Genomic DNA, 15,294 nt, shown 5'->3' on the forward strand with positions numbered 1-15,294 from the left:
TGCCGGCCCCGGACCCTCACTTCTCCGGCCGCCACCCCAAAGCCCGCGATATCCCCCGCGCGGCGACCCGCACCGCCGGCACCAACACCGGTACCTGCGCATCCACTTGGGGCACCACGATCGACACGGCGGCCACCACCGCCCCGCCCGTCCCGCGCACGGGGGCGGCCACCGACAACGCGTCGTCGGTGACCTGGCGGTCGCTCACCGCCACCCCCGTGCGCCGGGTCTCGGCCAGGGCCCGGCGCAGGCGTGCCGGGTCCGTGATCGTGTACGGGGTGAAGGAGGCGAGGGGGCCCGCGCAGTACCGCTCCTGGAACTCCGGGGTGTCATGGGCCAGCAGCGCCAGCCCGACGCCGGTGGCGTGCAGTGGCCAGCGGGCGCCGACCCTGATGTGCACGCCGACCGCCGAACGCCCCGACAGCCACTCGATGTAGACGACGTCCGTGCCGTCCCGGACCGCCAACTGCACGTTCTCGTGCGTCGCTTCGTACAGGTCCTCCAGATACGGCAGCGCGATCTGCCGCAGCGCGAGCCCGCGCGGGGCGAGGGCGGCGACCTCCCACAGGCGCAGGCCCACGTGGTAGACGCCGGAGTCGTCGCGTTCCAGGGCGCCCCACTCGGTGAGGGCGCCGACGAGTCGGTGCGCGGTGGTCAGGCTCAGGCCCGCCCGGCGGCTGATGTCCGTGAGGCTCAGCGCCGGGTGCCCGTGGTCGAAGGCGCCCAGCACGGACAGCAGCCGCTCGGGCGCGGTGGCGGCGTCGCGTGAGCGGACCCTCGGCTGACCGGTCATGGCTGGTCGGCGATCCTCAGCAGCAGCGCGTGCAGCGCGTCGCGCTCCCCGGCGTCCAGCGGCTCCAGCAGGTCGTTGGTCACCCGCCGCCCCGCCTCGTCGGTGTCGCGGAGGAAGGCGCGGCCCTTCTCGGTGAGGACGACGATCTTGCTGCGGCGGTCGTCGGGGGAGGGCCGGCGCTCGGTGAGGTCCAGCTTCTCCAGGTCGTCGACCAGGCCGACGATCGCGCTCGGGTCGTAGCCGAGCCGGGTGCTCAGCTCCCGCTGGAGGGCGCCCGCGGAACCGGCGAGATAGCGCAGCACCGCGTAGTGGCGCAGCCGCAGCCCGGACTCCTGGAGGAACGTGTTGAAGACCTGACCCGAGCGCAGTCCCAGGCGGTAGAGCAGATAGCCGGTGTCCGCGTGCAGCCCGCGCATCCACGGCTCGTCCGCGTCGATGGGCTTGGGGGTGGCGTGCTGGCGAGTGATGGCGGGCTCCCTGGGTCGCGGTACCGGCGTGCAGATTCCAGCATGACGCACCCGTGGGTCGCCAACAACTATTGACGTCAACAATTATTGCTCTTAGCTTCGATCTCGAAGCCGCAGCGACGCGCCTCTCCAGGGCGCGTCCCCCGCATCAGCTCGTGAAGGGACCTCCCCCGTGCCCAGCATCGATCTCTCCGGCAAGGTCGCCGTCGTCACCGGCAGCGGCCGGGGCCTCGGCCTCGCCTATGCGCACGCCCTCGCCGCCCACGGCGCCTCCGTGGTCGTCAACGACGTCGACGAGGCCGTGGCCGAGCAGGCCGTGAAGTCCATCACCGAGGCCGGCGGCACGGCCGTCGCCGAGGTCGTCCCGGTCGGCACCACCGAGGCGGCACAGCGCCTGGTCGACCGGGCGGTGGCGGAGTTCGGACGGCTCGACGTCCTGGTCACCAACGCGGGCATCCTGCGCGACAAGGTGCTGTGGAAGATGACCGACGACGACTTCGACGCGGTGATCACCACCCATCTCAAGGGCACCTTCACCTGTGCCCGCGCCGCCGCCGTCCGCATGCGCGAGCAGGGCGAGGGCGGCAGCCTGATCCTGGTCGGCTCCCCGGCCGGCCAGCGCGGCAACTTCGGCCAGACCAACTACGCCGCCGCCAAGGCCGGCATCGCCGCCATGGCCCGTACCTGGTCCATGGAGCTGGGCCGCGCGGGCATCACCGTCAACGCGATCGTGCCGGTCGCCGCCACCGCGATGACCGAGACGATCCCCGCCTTCGCCCCGTACATCGAGGCCATGAGGAACGGCGAGCCGCTCCCGGACTTCCTGCGCAAGGGCGAGGGCTTCGGCACCCCCGAGGACTGCGCCGCCCTCGTCCCCTTCCTCGCCTCCGAGGCCGCCCGCTCCATCACCGGCCAGGCCATCGGCATCGGCGGCGACAAGGTGGCACTCTGGTCGCATCCGCAGGAGATCAAGACGGCGTACGCCGACGGCGGCTGGACCCCGGACACCCTCGCCGACGCCTTCCCCACCTCGGTCGGCGCCGAACTCCAGTCGGTCGGCATCCCGGCCCCGAAGCTCCCGGAGGCGTGATGGACATCGACGAGCTGGTCGCCATCGACGTACACACCCACGCGGAGGTGTCGTCGAAGGGCCACTCCTCCCTCGACGACGATCTGCACGACGCCTCCTCCGCCTACTTCAAGGTCGAGGGCAAGCGGAAGCCGACGCTGGAGGAGACGGCCGCCTACTACCGCGAGCGGAAGATGGCCGCCGTGATCTTCACGGTCGACGCCGAGTCCGCGACCGGCACCGCGCCGGTCCCGAACGAGGAGGTCGCGGAAGCCGCCGCCGCGAACGCGGACGTCCTCATCCCCTTCGCCTCCATCGACCCCTTCCGCGGCAAGGCCGGCGTCAAGCAGGCCCGCCGCCTGGTCGAGGAGTACGGGGTGAAGGGCTTCAAGTTCCACCCCAGCATCCAGGGCTTCTTCCCCAACGACCGCTCGGTGGCGTACGACCTCTACGAGGTCATCGAGGAGACCGGCACGATCGCCCTCTTCCACACGGGTCAGACGGGCATCGGCGCGGGCGTCCCGGGCGGCGGCGGCATCCGCCTGAAGTACTCCAACCCCCTCCACGTGGACGACGTGGCGGCCGACTTCCCGCATCTGAAGATCATCCTGGCGCACCCGTCCTTCCCCTGGCAGGACGAGGCCCTCGCGGTCGCCACGCACAAGCCGGGCGTCCACATCGACCTCTCCGGCTGGTCCCCGAAGTACTTCCCGCCGCAGCTCGTCCAGTACGCCAACACCCTGCTCAAGGACAAGGTCCTCTTCGGCTCCGACTTCCCCGTCCTCACCCCCGACCGCTGGCTCGCCGACTTCGAGAAGCTGTCGATCAAGGACGAGGTGAAGCCGAAGATCCTCAAGGAGAACGCCGCCCGCCTGCTCGGGCTGACGAAGCCATAAGGGGCCGTACATGCGCAACGAGGGACTGGGGTCGTGGCCCGCACGCCGGGCCCGCAAGACCCCGCACCGCACCGCACTGGTGCACGGCGACACGACCTGGACGTACGCCCAGCTGCACGAGCGCACGACCCGCCTCGCGCACGCCCTGCGCGCCCGGGGCGTCCGCCGCGGCGACCGCATCGCCTACCTCGGCCCCAACCACCCCTCCTACCTGGAAACCTTGTTCGCGGCGGGCACCCTCGGCGCGGTCTTCGTCCCGCTCAACATCCGCCTCGCCGGCCCGGAGATCGCCTACCAGCTCGCCGACTCCGGCGCCAAGGCGCTCGTCTACGGCCCCCAGTACGCGGGCCTGGTCGCGGGCCTGCCGGGCGACACGGACGTACGGGCGTACGTGGAGGTGGGCGCCGAGTACGAGGAGGAGCTGGCGAGGTCGTCCAGCGAGCCGATCGACGCCCCGGTGACGCCCGACGACACCTGCATCATCATGTACACCTCGGGGACGACGGGCCGTCCCAAGGGCGCGATGCTCACCCACGGCAACCTGACCTGGAACGCGATCAACGTCCTCGTCGACCACGACCTGATCGCCGACGAACGCGCCCTGGTCTCGGCCCCGCTGTTCCACACGGCGGGCCTGAACATGCTGACCCTGCCGGTGTTGTTGAAGGGCGGCACCTGCGTCCTGGTGGAGGCCTTCGACCCGTCGGCGACCTTCGACCTGATCGAACGCCACCGGATCACCTTCATGTTCGGCGTCCCGACGATGTTCGAACAGATCGCCCGCCACCCGCGCTGGCCGGACGCGGACCTGTCCTCCCTCCGCATCCTCACCTGCGGCGGCTCACCGGTCTCCACCTCGATGATCGCGGTCTACCAGGAACGCGGCCTGACCTTCCTCCAGGGCTACGGCATGACGGAAGCCGCCCCCGGCACGCTCTTCCTGGACGCCGAGCACGCGGTGGTCAAGGCCGGTTCGGCGGGCGTGCCGCACTTCTTCAGCGACGTACGGGTCGTACGACCGGACATGGCACCGGTCGACGTCGGCGAGACCGGCGAGGTCGTCGTCCGCGGCCCGCACGTCATGCCCGGCTACTGGGGGCTGCCCGAGGAGACGGCCGCCTCCTTCACGGACGGCTGGTTCCGCAGCGGGGACGCCGCCCGCGTGGACGACGACGGGTATGTCTTCATCGTCGACCGCATCAAGGACATGATCATCTCGGGCGGCGAGAACATCTACCCCGCCGAGATCGAGGACCTGCTTCTCACCCACCCCGACATCGTCGAGTGCGCGGTCATCGGCGTACCGGACGACAAGTGGGGGGAGGTGCCGCGGGCGGTCGTGGTCCCCCGGGAGGGCGCCTCGCTCGACCCCGACGAGGTACTGGCCTCCCTCTCCGGCCGCCTCGCCAAGTACAAGATCCCCAAGTCGGTGGTCCTCGCGGCCGAGTTGCCGCGCACCGCCTCCGGAAAACTCCTCAAGTCCCGTGTCCGTACCCGGTACGGCAACAGCGAAGGAACCTCATGAGCATCACCGTCAACGGCCTCGACGAACTCAAGAAGCTGGCCGGCAGCGACCTGGGCACCAGCGAGTGGATCGAGGTCACCCAGGACCGCATCAACACCTTCGCCGACGCGACGGGCGACCACCAGTGGATCCACGTCGACCCGGCCCGCGCGGCCGAGGGCCCCTTCGGCGCCCCGATCGCCCACGGCTACCTGACGCTCTCCCTCTTCATCCCCTTGTTCACCGAGCTGTTGGACGTCCAGGGCGTCACGACGAAGGTCAACTACGGCCTGAACAAGGTCCGTTTCCCGTCCCCGGTGAAGGTCGGCTCCCGCATCCGCCTGGCGGCGAAGCTGACGGACGTCGAGGACGTGCCGGGCGGAGTCCAGATCACGGTCGACGGGGCGATCGAGATCGAGGGCGGGGCGAAGCCGGCGGCGGTGTTGCAGAGTCTTTCGCGGTTCTACCTCTGAAGCGGCTTGGAGGGGGTGTGGAGGGATATGGTGAGAGTGCCGTCAGGGATTTGGCCCGACAATCATGGCGAGGCGTACGTGTGCTCTCGCCGGGCCTGATCGGTTGTACTGTGCCGGCACATCCCGCCGCCTGACGTCGTTCGGGAGTGCATCGCCTTACCCCTTTTACCGATTGGGGATCGCCATGATCGGTTCAGCAACCACCCAGAGCCGCCCCGCGGTTGCCGCCGAGGCCCGCCCTTCCCTGTCCCGACTCCGCGTTCCCTCTGACCCGCGCAGGGTGCGCGGTGTCCGGCGCGCACTCGCGTCCACACAGACACCCGAGCGGGTCGTCGCGTCCTTCCAGTCCAGCATCTGACCCACCGAACCACCGTCGTGTCCTGTTCGGGCAGGCCGTTCCGGCAGCTCGTGCTGAAGGTGCACAGCAGATGCGATCTGGCATGCGACCACTGCTATGTGTACGAGCAAGCCGACCAGAGCTGGCGTACCAAGCCCATGACGATCGAGCCGGAGGCCGTCTCCTGGACGGCCCTCCGCCTCGCCGAGCACGCCAAGACGCACCAGCTGCGATCCGTACGTGTGGTGCTGCACGGAGGAGAGCCGCTTCTGGTCGGCCCTGCCCGACTGCGGGACATCTGCAAGGCGATCACGGCTGCCCTATGTGGGGTGTGCGACTTGGACCTGCGCATTCAGACGAATGCGGTGCAACTGAACAGGGCCTGCCTCGACGTGTTCGCCGATTTCGACGTCCGCGTGGGTGTCTCCCTGGACGGCGATCGCCTGGCCAACGACCGGCACCGCCTCTTCGCCGACGGGCGCAGCAGTCACGACCGGGTGGTCGCGGCGATCCGCCTGCTCACCCAGGACCGTTACCGCCACCTGTTCGCCGGGATCCTGTGCACTGTCGATGTGCGCAACGACCCCGTCGCCGTGCTCGACGCGCTGCTCGCCCTCGACCCGCCCCACATCGACTTCCTGTTGCCGCACGCCACTTGGGACGCTCCACCCCTGCGTCCCGACGGCACCGAAACGCCGTACGCGCGCTGGCTGCTGGCGGTCCACGACCGATGGACCGCGCTGGGGCGGCCGGTGCCGGTGCGGCTGTTCGACTCGATCGTCAACACCCTCAGCGGCGGCCCCAGTCAGACCGAGGCGCTGGGACTGGAGGCGCCGGACATCGTCGTGGTCGAGACGGACGGCACGTTCGAGCAGACGGACTCACTGAAGACCGCGTACGAGGGTGCGCCCTTCACCGGCATGGACGTCTTCACGCACCGCCTCGACGACGTCGCCCGCCACCCGTCCATGCGCGCCCGCGGACAGGGAACGGAAGGGCTCGCCGAACAGTGCCGCGGCTGCTCCGTGCTGAGCTCCTGCGGCGGCGGACTCTTCGCCCACCGCTATCGCGACGGGACCGGGTTCGCCAATCCCTCGGTCTACTGCGCGGACCTGATGAAGCTGATCCGAACGATCGGTGAGCGCACCGGTGCCGCTGCGGACCGGCCCATCAACGGGTTCGACAGGCTGGCCGACGGTACCGGCGACGGCGCCGCGGTACGGGAACTGGCCGTGGAACGGCGGCACATCACCCGCGAGCTGCTCCTCCTCGCGCACCGGGAAGGCGCTCCGGACGCCGACGCGTTGTTCGCCGCCGCCATGCGGCTTGCGCCGGACCTGGAGCCCTTGCTGTCCCACCCCTACACCCGCAGCTGGGCCGTGCGCTGCGCCGGCGGCACTGCCTCGCCCGACCATCTGGTCTCTCTCGTGGCGGCTTTCGCTCCGGCGTCACAGTTCCCCGCCGAGGTGCCGGTGCGTGACGGGTTCGCCTACCTGCCGGGCCGAGGGCGCCTCGCCGTAGCCGCGACGGCTCCGACCGTCCGCCTGACCGAGGCCGATCTCGCCGGCCCCCGCTGGGAACCCCTGCGCAGAGTGTGCACGGACGGGCTCGACGTCATCCTGGACGACCTCGACCCCTTCCGCGACTGCTTCGAAGTCCCCGTCCACGACCGGCTGAGCGATGCCGACGCCGAGCGCCTGCGGCGGGTGCTGGGGCGGGCCTGGGCCTTGATCCGCAGGGAGCTGCCCGCGGTCGCAGATGCCATGGCGTCCGGCGTCCGGGTGATCACACCACTTGCCGTGTCCGACCGCGGACCGACGGCACCAGGCGGCGGATTCGCGGCCCTGGGCGTCGGTCTCGACGGCGACCCCCTGCGAGCAGCGGTCGACCTGGTGCGCGGCTTTCGAGCCGGGGTGCTCGACGCTCTGCTCGATCAGTGCGACCTGTACGACGAGACGGACACCGATACGGGCGCACTCCTGAACGACACCTATGCGCGCGCGGCAGCCGATCTACTGCTCCGGGACCCGGAAGCTGCTCGTCGCACGCGGACCCAGTGGGAGGTACTCTCAGCGGCCTCCTCGCTCACCACACTCGGACGACGGTTCGTCGACGGCATCGGACGGAGCCTATGACTGCCACCACAGCACTCGTCGAGGAACTGATGGCGCTGGGCCTGCTGGCCGGAACAGTGCTGCTGGTGCACGCCGCGTGCAGCCGAGTGGGCACCGCACCCGACAAGGTCCTGGCCGCTCTGCTCCAAGCCCTCGGCCCCGACGGCACCCTGGTGGTGCCGACCTTCACGGCCGGCAACTCCGACACGTCACCGGCGTACCGCAGGTGCACGCGTGGCATGACGGAGAGGGAAAGAGCCGCGTACCAGGACACGATGCCCCCCTTCGACATCCGGCGCACCCCCTCGGCCGAGATGGGCCAACTCGCCGAGGCCGTGCGCCGCAGCCCGGGAGCCGTACGCAGTGCGCATCCGCAGACGTCGTTCGCCGCGCTCGGCCCGCGCGCCGACGAGCTGATGGCGGACCACAAGGAGGCGTGCCACCTGGGCCCGAACTCGCCGCTCGGCCGGCTTGAGCTGGCGCGGGCGCAGGTGCTGCTCCTCGGCGTCGGATTCGACAGATGCACCGGCTTCCACCTCGCCGAGTACCGGCTGCCCAACCAGCCCCGTCGGGAGTACCGCTGTGTCGTCCAGAGCGACGGCGAGCGCCGCTGGACCTCCTTCAAGGACGTGGAACTGGACGACAGCACCTTCGGGATCCTGGGCGCTGACTTCGAGGCCTGCCGGGGCAGCGGACCCGACCCTGCCGTGCGCAAGGGCTCCGTCGGGGACGCGGACGCCCGGTTGTTCCCGCTGGCCGCGGCCGTGGACTTCGCCACTGGCTGGCTGTCCGGAATTCGACGCAGTCACATTCCACCAGCATCGTCACAGGGAGCTGCGTAGTTCCTACACTGAGTGTTCACCCCCAGCGGGCGCGGGGGACGGGATCGGGGGGTCGCGTGGAACCTACGGAGCCTGCGGGGGCGGACGCCACCGCGCCCTACTTCTTTCTGAGTTATGCCCATATTCCGTCGGCTCGCCCCGAGGAACCCGACCCGGACCTGTGGGTGCACCGACTGTTCCGCGATCTCTGCGAACACATCCGCAACCTGACCGCACACCCCGGTGCGCCCGGGTTCATGGACCGCTCGATGCGGGCGGGTCAGATCTGGAGCGACGAACTGGCCGAGTCGCTCGGCGGCTGCCGCGTCTTCGTGCCGCTGTACTCGCCGCGCTACTTCATCAGCCCTTGGTGCGGAAAGGAATGGGCCGCCTTCGGCGAACGCCGGGCATGCCACCGGGATCCCGAGACGCGGGGCAGGCCCAGTGCGATCGTGCCGGCCCTCTGGGCGCCGGTGCCGGACCGCAGGCTCCCCGACTGTGTGAAGGAGGTGCAGTACGCGCACCCCGAACTGGGTGACCGCTACCGCACCTTCGGCCTCTACGGACTGGCCAAGCTGCATGCGTTCCGCCGCGACTACCAGAAGGCGGTACTCCACCTGGCCAGGCGCATCGTCGAGGTCGGCGAGAGCGTCGTCGTCGAACGTGGGGCCCCGGACGGCCTGCACACCGCGCACGACGCCTTCGCCGGCCCGCCCTCCGCCGTCGCGCCGGCCGGGCGACGGCTGCGGATCAGTGTGGCGGCCGGCAGTCTCGGCCGGCTGCCCGAAGGGCGCAGCGCGCGCTACTACGGCCCCACACCACTGCACTGGAACCCCTACCACCCGGCCTCCGACCAGCCTCTCGCGCAGGTCGCCGCGGGCATCGCCGCCCGCCTCGACTTCCGCGCCGACGTGAGTGAGTTCGACGACAGGTCCGCGCCCGCCGACGCCCCCGAGGTGCTGCTGCTCGACCGCTGGGTGCTGCGCGACCCCGGGCACCGCACCCGGCTCGGCACGTACGACAGCGGGGACGGACCCCCCGTCGGCCTCGTCGTCCCGTGGAACGACGACGACCCCGACGGCGACGAGACCGAACACGAACTGGCTGCGCAGCTGGACGCCACCCTCCCGCGCAGGGCGCGGCAGGGCCGCGATGCATGCCGGGCCGCCGTACGCGGGGTACCCGACGAAAGGTCCTTCCGCGAGGTGCTGCCGCGCGTCGTCCGCTGGGCGGAGGGCCAGTACCTCAGAAGCGCCCGGCCCGTGACACCGGCCGGGCAGGCTCTCCCACGCTTCCGTCTCGGCGCCTCCGGCGGCTGGGCGACGGCACCGCACCCGGAGGACGAGAAGGAGGCACACGATGAGCGGACCTGACGCACCGGGTGGCCGACGAGGCCGCATCGTGACGTTCTACTCGTACAAGGGCGGCACCGGCCGGACCATGGCCCTCGCCAACGTCGCCTGGATCCTGGCCGCCAACGGCAACCGCGTCCTCGCCGTCGACTGGGACCTTGAGGCCCCCGGACTGCATCGCTTCTTCCACCCTTTTCTCGACCCGGGCACCGTCCGCGCCACCTCCGGAGTCGTCGACCTGCTCCTGGACTACGCCTGGGCGGCCACCAGCGACGGCTCCACCCTCGAGGAACGTGCCCCCGACTGGCACCGTGACTACGCCCGCGTCCAACGCCATGCCGTCTCCCTGAACTGGCTGTTCCCCGAGCCCGGCACCCTCGACCTGATGCTCGCCGGACGGCAGAACCGTGACTACGCGTCGACTGTCACCTCGTTCGACTGGGACAACTTCTACGACCGGCTCGGTGGCGGCCTGTTCATCGACGCGCTGCGCGACGACATGAGTGAGCACTACGACTACGTCCTCATCGACAGCCGCACCGGCCTCTCCGACATCGCCGACATCTGCACCGCTCATCTACCGGACGTCCTCGTGGACTGCTTCACCCTCAGCGACCAGAGCATCGACGGCGCCGCCGCCGTCGCCCGCGACATCCACGAACGCTTCCACGGCCGGAGCATCCGCATCCTGCCCGTCCCCATGCGCATCGACGAGGGTGAGAAGGAAAAGGCGGACGCCGGGCGTGCCCTGGCCAGGGCACGCTTCGACGGGTTCCCGACGGGTCTGGACGAGGACGGACTCGCCGGTTACTGGGGGGCCGTGGAGATCCCGTACCGGCCCTACTACGCCTACGAGGAGACCCTGGCCGCGTTCGGCGACGAGCCCGGGGTCTCCACCTCTCTGCTGGCCGCGTTCGAGCGCCTCGCCGGCGTGATCAGTGAGCAGACAGTCACTCGGCTGCCCCGCATGCCCGGAGACGTCCGCGATGGCGTCCGGAAGAAGTTCAGCCGCGCCCGCATTCCGCTCCCCGCCGAGGTGAGGCTCAGCTACGTCGCCGAGGACCGACTGTGGTCCGACTGGATCGCCGACGTGCTGACGCGTGCCGGTTTCCGGGTGCTGCCGAGGTACGTCGGCAGCGCGGAGGACGGCGCCGAACAGCCGGCCGACCGCACGGTCTTCGTGCTGTCCCCTGCCTTCCAGCGCTCCGCACGCGCCCGCCTCGTCTGGCAGGCCGCCACCGGTGGCGACCGCGCCGACCACCGGCAGGTCGTCGCGGTCCGCGTCGGCCCCGTACACCCGGCGAGTACGTACGACGAGCGGCCGTGGCTCGACCTGACGGGTAGTGACGAGCGGGACGCGGCGGCCGCTCTGCTCGGCGCCCTCGGACGCCCGGCTCAGCCGATGGAAGCGGCGGACGGTGTCACCGACACCGACACCCGCTTCCCCGGCACGGTGCCCCGCTTCTGGAACGCCGCACCCCGCAACGCCCACTTCACCGGCCGTAGCTCCTTGCTGGAGCGGCTGCGCGACGCCCTGAGCCACGGAACCTCCGGCCGGACTCCGTCACCGTTCGTCCTGTACGGGCTGGGCGGCGTCGGCAAGACCCAGATCGCGCTGGAGTACGCACACCGGTTCGCCGCCGACTACGACGTGGTCTGGTGGATCTGCGCCGAGCAGAACGAGTACGTGGTGGACGCCCTCGCCGAGCTCGGCCGCCGACTGGGGCTGCGTACGGGAGACGAGGTCGCCCAGGCCGCCCGGGAGGCCCTCGACCATCTGCGTCAGGCGTCCGGCCTGCGGTGGCTCCTGGTGTTCGACAACGCCGACGAGCCCGACGAGGTCAGGCGCTACTTCCCCGGAGGCACCGGGCATGTGCTGATCACCTCCCGCAACCGCGCATGGCTGCAGTACGTCGAGGCGCTGGAGATAGAACCGTTCCTGCGCGAGGAGAGCGTCGAACGTCTGCTGCGCCGCGCCCCGGACCTGCGGCTCGACGATGCGGAGCTGGTGGCCGCGGCGGTCGGCGACCTGCCCCTGGCCCTCGACCAGGCAGCCGCATGGCTCGCCGAGACCGGCACCCCCGTCGACACCTACCTCGCCGAGCTGGAGCGGCAGGCCGCGCAGGTGATGTCGTTCGGGCGGCTCGCGCACTATCCCGAGCCGGTCGGCGCCACCTGGAACGTCTCGATCGAACGCCTCAAGGAACGCTCTCCGGCAGCCGTGCGGCTGCTCCAACTGTGCGCGTTCTTCGGCACCGAACCCATCTCCATGAAGCTGCTCTACAGCGACCTGATGGTGAGCGTCCTGGCCGCACAGGACCCCGCGCTCCACGAGAAACTGTTCGTGGGCCGAGTGATCAGGGAGATCGGCCGGTTCGCCCTCGCGAGGGTGGACTCGGCCACCCAGTCGATCCAGGTGCACCGGCTGGTGCAGGCCGTGATCCGCTCCGTGCTCACCCCGCAGGAACAGGCGGAGGCACGCCACACCGTGCACCGCATCCTGGCCGCCGCCCGGCCGTCGGGCAACGAGCCGGTCGACGACCCGGAGAACGGGCCCCTCTTCGCGGCGATCTGGCCCCACCTCGAGGCGTCCGAAGCTGCCGACTGCGACGACCCGGAGACCCGGCAACTGCTCTTGGACCGCGTCCGCCACCTGTGGCGCCGCGGTGACCTGAACCTCGCACTCTCGCTCACCGAGGAGCTGCGCACCCGATGGCAGAGCCGCCTGTCCACGAGCCAGGACATGGCGCTCCAGACCCAGCTGCTGCGCCTTCAGAGCCAGACCGGCAACGTACTGCGCTCCCTGGGCCGGTATGCAGAGGCGGCGGAACTGGGTTTCGCCACGCTGGCCGGGCAGCGCGCCCTGCTCGGGCCGGGCCATCCGCACATCCTGATGACGGCCACCGCACTCGCGGCCGACCTCGGCAGCCTCGGCCGTTTCGAGGAGGCCCTGGAGCTGGCCACCGAGGCCCACACGGGCTTCGAGGAGCTCTTCGGCGAGAACCATCCGCGCACGCTGAGCGCCCGCAACAACCTCGCCCTGTGCCTGCGGCTCCTCGGCCGGTACGCCGAGGCTCGCGCCCTCGACGAGGACATCTACGAACGCCGCCGCACCCTCCTCGGGAGCGCGCACCCGCACACCCTGTTCACCCTCACCAACCTGGGGCGCGATCTGCGCGAGACGGGTCACTACGAGGAATCGGTGTCGGAACTGAGCAACAGCCACGAGTTGTACCGGGAACTCTTCGGCGAGGACCACCCGGAGACGCTGCGCACCGCCAAGAGCCTTGCCGTCTCCCTGCGCCGGGCGGGCATGGCCGACGGGGCCCGCGTCCTCACCGAGCAGACGCAGGAGCACCACCGGCTGCGCGAGACCCCGGTGACCACCCCGGACGTCCTCGACTGCACCCTGAACCACGCCTGTGACCTCTATGCCACCGGGGCCCGCGTGCGGGCGCTGGACCTGGCCCGGGACATCGTCGGCCAGTACCGCGCCGCGCTCGGTGAACGCCACCCGGCGACGCTCGCCGCGGTCAACGACCTGGGCATCTTCCTGAGTGGTTCGGGAGAAGCGGGGCAGGCCCGGCTGCTGCTGGAACGCAACCTCGCCACTCTGCGTACCGTTTTGGGCGAGTGCCACCCCTATACGCTGGCCTGCTCGGTCAACCTTGCCAACGTCCTGGCAGAGCTCGGCGAGCCTGCCCGCACCGAGGAACTGGAGCGGGCGGCCCTCGCCGGTTTCCGAACCGCCCTGGGCGACCGCCATCCGGACACCGTCGTGGTCCGAGCCAACCTTGCCATCACCCTGCGCGCGATCGGCCGTGTCACCGAAGCCGATCAGCTGCGGGCAAGCGCGCTGGACGACTTCGAGCGGCTGCTCGGCGCGGAACATCCGCACACGATGAGCGTCCGAGAGGGCCGCCGTATCCACCAGGACCTGGAGCCGCAGCTCGTGTGATGGAGCGGATCAGCCCTCGTCGTCCCCGGTGCCGCGCACCGCCACGAGGTCGAGCAACCGCCCCGCCGCCTCCCGCGCCGGCGGCGTCAACCGCTCATGCACCCCCCGAAACGTCTTCTCCGCCTGCTCCGCAGGCCAGTCGTCCGGCAGATGCTTCACCGGCAGGCGCGGATCGCGTCGGATCACCCGCAGCCACTCCGCCTGCAACAGCAACCGCTGCGCCAACGCCTCGTCGGCCTGCGGGGCCCGGGTCTGCCACGGCTGCCAGCGGCGTACGAACGCCTCGTAGCGGTCGGCGAGTTCGGGCAGTTCCCAGGTCTCCTCGATCATCGCGCCGATGTCCATGCCCGCGTCGGCGTGCGCGCGGAAGACCTTCACATGGGCGGAGAGGCCCAACTCCCCGACGAGGTTCGCGACGTCGACCTCGCCGGGGGCGATCCACAGGCCGCTGAACAGGGGGCCGAAGCCGGACCAGGTGAGCTTGGAGCGCAGGTCGTGGCGTTGGCGTTGCCAGGACTCGGGGAGGGAGAAGCCGAGGAGGGTCCAGGTGCCGTCCCAGTGGCGGTTGACCGCTCCGGTCTGCCAGATGCGGCGCTCCCCGTCCCGCAGGACCGCCTCCGAGTGCTCGGTCAGGCCGAAGTACATGCGGCGGCCCTCGCGCTGGCGGCGCAGCAGGCCGCGGTTCACCATGCGGGTGAGGGTGGAGCGGGTCGCCTGTTCGCCGACGCCCACGCGGGCGAACACGTCGATGACGCTGCCGGAGTACACGCAGACGTCACGCCCGAGCACCTGGTCGCCCAGGAACGTGAGCATGAGGGACTGGGGCCGCAGCGACTCTTCCGTGGTCACGCGGCCCACGGTACCTCTCCCGGCCGTTCCCGAGGCCGCCGGTACCGCGCTCCGATCAGCCTGTGACCTGGCGGTACGAGGAGACGGCGGTCGCCACCGCGCACCCGCCCGGCGGGATCACCTCCGCGCGGAGCGTGCCACTGTGCGTGTCGTAGCCGACGCCCTCCGCCTCGAAGGTGCCGTCCGTCCACACGCTGCGCTGCGGCAGCGCGAACAGGCTCTTCACCGCACCCGTGATCGGCTGCCCGTCCAGCTTGCGGGGCAGGTCCACCTGGAGGTAGGGGGCGGACCTCCGGGAACACGGCGCCCGTGGCGTCGTTCGAGGCGCAGAGCAGGCGGGTGTCCGTCACGAGGTCGCAGCCCTGGATGTCGTCACCGGGAACATCTTCGACGTGCCGGTGTCCGGGCCCCGGTAGGCGTCGAAGACGTAGCCCCGTGCGATGTCCGGGTCGCCGACGTGGTTCCAGCCCTTGACGCGCAGCGACAGCGGGGTGCCGGCCAGTCCGCGGTGCAGGAGGGCGCCGTCCGCCCGGGCGGCGAGCCCCTGCCCGCCGCCGAGCGTGTCGGTGTACGTCGTACCGGTCTCGGCCCAAGCGGGCTCACCGGTCGCCGACGCCGGGCCCGCGCCCAGCGCGGCGGTGCCGAATAAGCAGCCCAGGAC

At 70.8% G+C, this 15,294-nt stretch carries 11 protein-coding genes and 1 pseudogene; 8 read left to right on the forward strand and 4 right to left on the reverse strand.

The window, feature by feature from the left end:
- Nucleotides 1-16 precede the first annotated feature (16 nt).
- Entirely contained in the window at nucleotides 17-793 is a 777-nt protein-coding gene (locus CRP56_RS34990; RefSeq protein ID WP_097270880.1) for an IclR family transcriptional regulator, read from the reverse strand.
- Nucleotides 790-1,209, reverse strand: coding sequence for a MarR family winged helix-turn-helix transcriptional regulator (locus tag CRP56_RS34995; RefSeq protein ID WP_097270881.1), 420 nt, complete (start codon nucleotides 1,207-1,209; stop codon nucleotides 790-792). The genes CRP56_RS34990 and CRP56_RS34995 overlap by 4 nt, the downstream gene beginning before the upstream one ends.
- Before the next feature lie 223 nt (nucleotides 1,210-1,432).
- Between CRP56_RS34995 and CRP56_RS35000 the strand changes: the two genes are divergently transcribed.
- The 8 genes from CRP56_RS35000 to fxsT all read left to right on the forward strand — a co-directional run bounded on the left by CRP56_RS35000 (nucleotide 1,433) and on the right by fxsT (nucleotide 13,784).
- On the forward strand, nucleotides 1,433-2,350 hold the full coding sequence (locus CRP56_RS35000) for an SDR family NAD(P)-dependent oxidoreductase (protein ID WP_097270883.1): 918 nt from the start codon (nucleotides 1,433-1,435) through the stop codon (nucleotides 2,348-2,350).
- A complete protein-coding gene (locus tag CRP56_RS35005) occupies nucleotides 2,350-3,225 on the forward strand; it encodes an amidohydrolase family protein (protein WP_097270885.1) in 876 nt (291 codons plus the stop codon). Before CRP56_RS35000 ends, CRP56_RS35005 begins: the two co-directional genes overlap by 1 nt.
- 10 nt (nucleotides 3,226-3,235) lie before the next feature.
- Nucleotides 3,236-4,750: an acyl-CoA synthetase gene (locus CRP56_RS35010; protein ID WP_097270886.1), complete on the forward strand. Its 1,515-nt coding sequence runs from the start codon at nucleotides 3,236-3,238 to the stop codon at nucleotides 4,748-4,750.
- A complete protein-coding gene (locus tag CRP56_RS35015) occupies nucleotides 4,747-5,202 on the forward strand; it encodes a MaoC family dehydratase (protein ID WP_097270889.1) in 456 nt (151 codons plus the stop codon). The genes CRP56_RS35010 and CRP56_RS35015 overlap by 4 nt, the downstream gene beginning before the upstream one ends.
- A 408-nt stretch (nucleotides 5,203-5,610) precedes the next feature.
- Complete coding sequence (locus tag CRP56_RS35020) at nucleotides 5,611-7,674, forward strand: FxsB family cyclophane-forming radical SAM/SPASM peptide maturase (RefSeq protein WP_441349499.1); 2,064 nt, start codon at nucleotides 5,611-5,613, stop codon at nucleotides 7,672-7,674.
- Nucleotides 7,671-8,495 carry an aminoglycoside N(3)-acetyltransferase gene (locus CRP56_RS46850; RefSeq protein WP_101924605.1) on the forward strand — a complete coding sequence of 275 codons (825 nt, stop codon included), beginning with the start codon at nucleotides 7,671-7,673 and terminating at the stop codon, nucleotides 8,493-8,495. Before CRP56_RS35020 ends, CRP56_RS46850 begins: the two co-directional genes overlap by 4 nt.
- Before the next feature lie 56 nt (nucleotides 8,496-8,551).
- Nucleotides 8,552-9,847, forward strand: a complete 1,296-nt coding sequence (locus CRP56_RS35030; protein ID WP_143664964.1) for a TIR-like protein FxsC — start codon at nucleotides 8,552-8,554, stop codon at nucleotides 9,845-9,847.
- Entirely contained in the window at nucleotides 9,834-13,784 is a 3,951-nt protein-coding gene (gene fxsT, locus CRP56_RS35035) for an FxSxx-COOH system tetratricopeptide repeat protein (protein WP_097270895.1), read from the forward strand. The genes CRP56_RS35030 and fxsT overlap by 14 nt, the downstream gene beginning before the upstream one ends.
- Nucleotides 13,785-13,793: 9 nt before the next feature.
- On the opposite strand, the gene CRP56_RS35040 is transcribed toward fxsT, so the two are convergent.
- Nucleotides 13,794-14,633, reverse strand: coding sequence for a PaaX family transcriptional regulator (locus CRP56_RS35040; RefSeq protein WP_097274748.1), 840 nt, complete (start codon nucleotides 14,631-14,633; stop codon nucleotides 13,794-13,796).
- 55 nt (nucleotides 14,634-14,688) lie between these two features.
- Nucleotides 14,689-15,291, reverse strand: a pseudogene (locus CRP56_RS35045) (hypothetical protein).
- Between the last annotated feature and the right edge of the window lie 3 nt (nucleotides 15,292-15,294).

The sequence above is a fragment of the Streptomyces sp. TLI_55 genome, from assembly GCF_900206255.1.
Taxonomy (GTDB): domain Bacteria; phylum Actinomycetota; class Actinomycetes; order Streptomycetales; family Streptomycetaceae; genus Streptomyces; species Streptomyces aquilus.

Excerpts from the sequence above, each read along its gene's own strand:
- CRP56_RS34990 (WP_097270880.1), bottom strand. The coding sequence starts at position 793 with ATGACCGGTCAGCCGAGGGTCCGCTCACGCGACGCCGCCACCGCGCCC.
- CRP56_RS34995 (WP_097270881.1), bottom strand. The coding sequence starts at position 1,209 with ATGCGCGGGCTGCACGCGGACACCGGCTATCTGCTCTACCGCCTGGGA.
- CRP56_RS35005 (WP_097270885.1), top strand. The coding sequence starts at position 2,350 with ATGGACATCGACGAGCTGGTCGCCATCGACGTACACACCCACGCGGAG.
- CRP56_RS35010 (WP_097270886.1), top strand. The coding sequence starts at position 3,236 with ATGCGCAACGAGGGACTGGGGTCGTGGCCCGCACGCCGGGCCCGCAAG.
- CRP56_RS35015 (WP_097270889.1), top strand. The coding sequence starts at position 4,747 with ATGAGCATCACCGTCAACGGCCTCGACGAACTCAAGAAGCTGGCCGGC.
- CRP56_RS46850 (WP_101924605.1), top strand. The coding sequence starts at position 7,671 with ATGACTGCCACCACAGCACTCGTCGAGGAACTGATGGCGCTGGGCCTG.
- fxsT (WP_097270895.1), top strand. The coding sequence starts at position 9,834 with ATGAGCGGACCTGACGCACCGGGTGGCCGACGAGGCCGCATCGTGACG.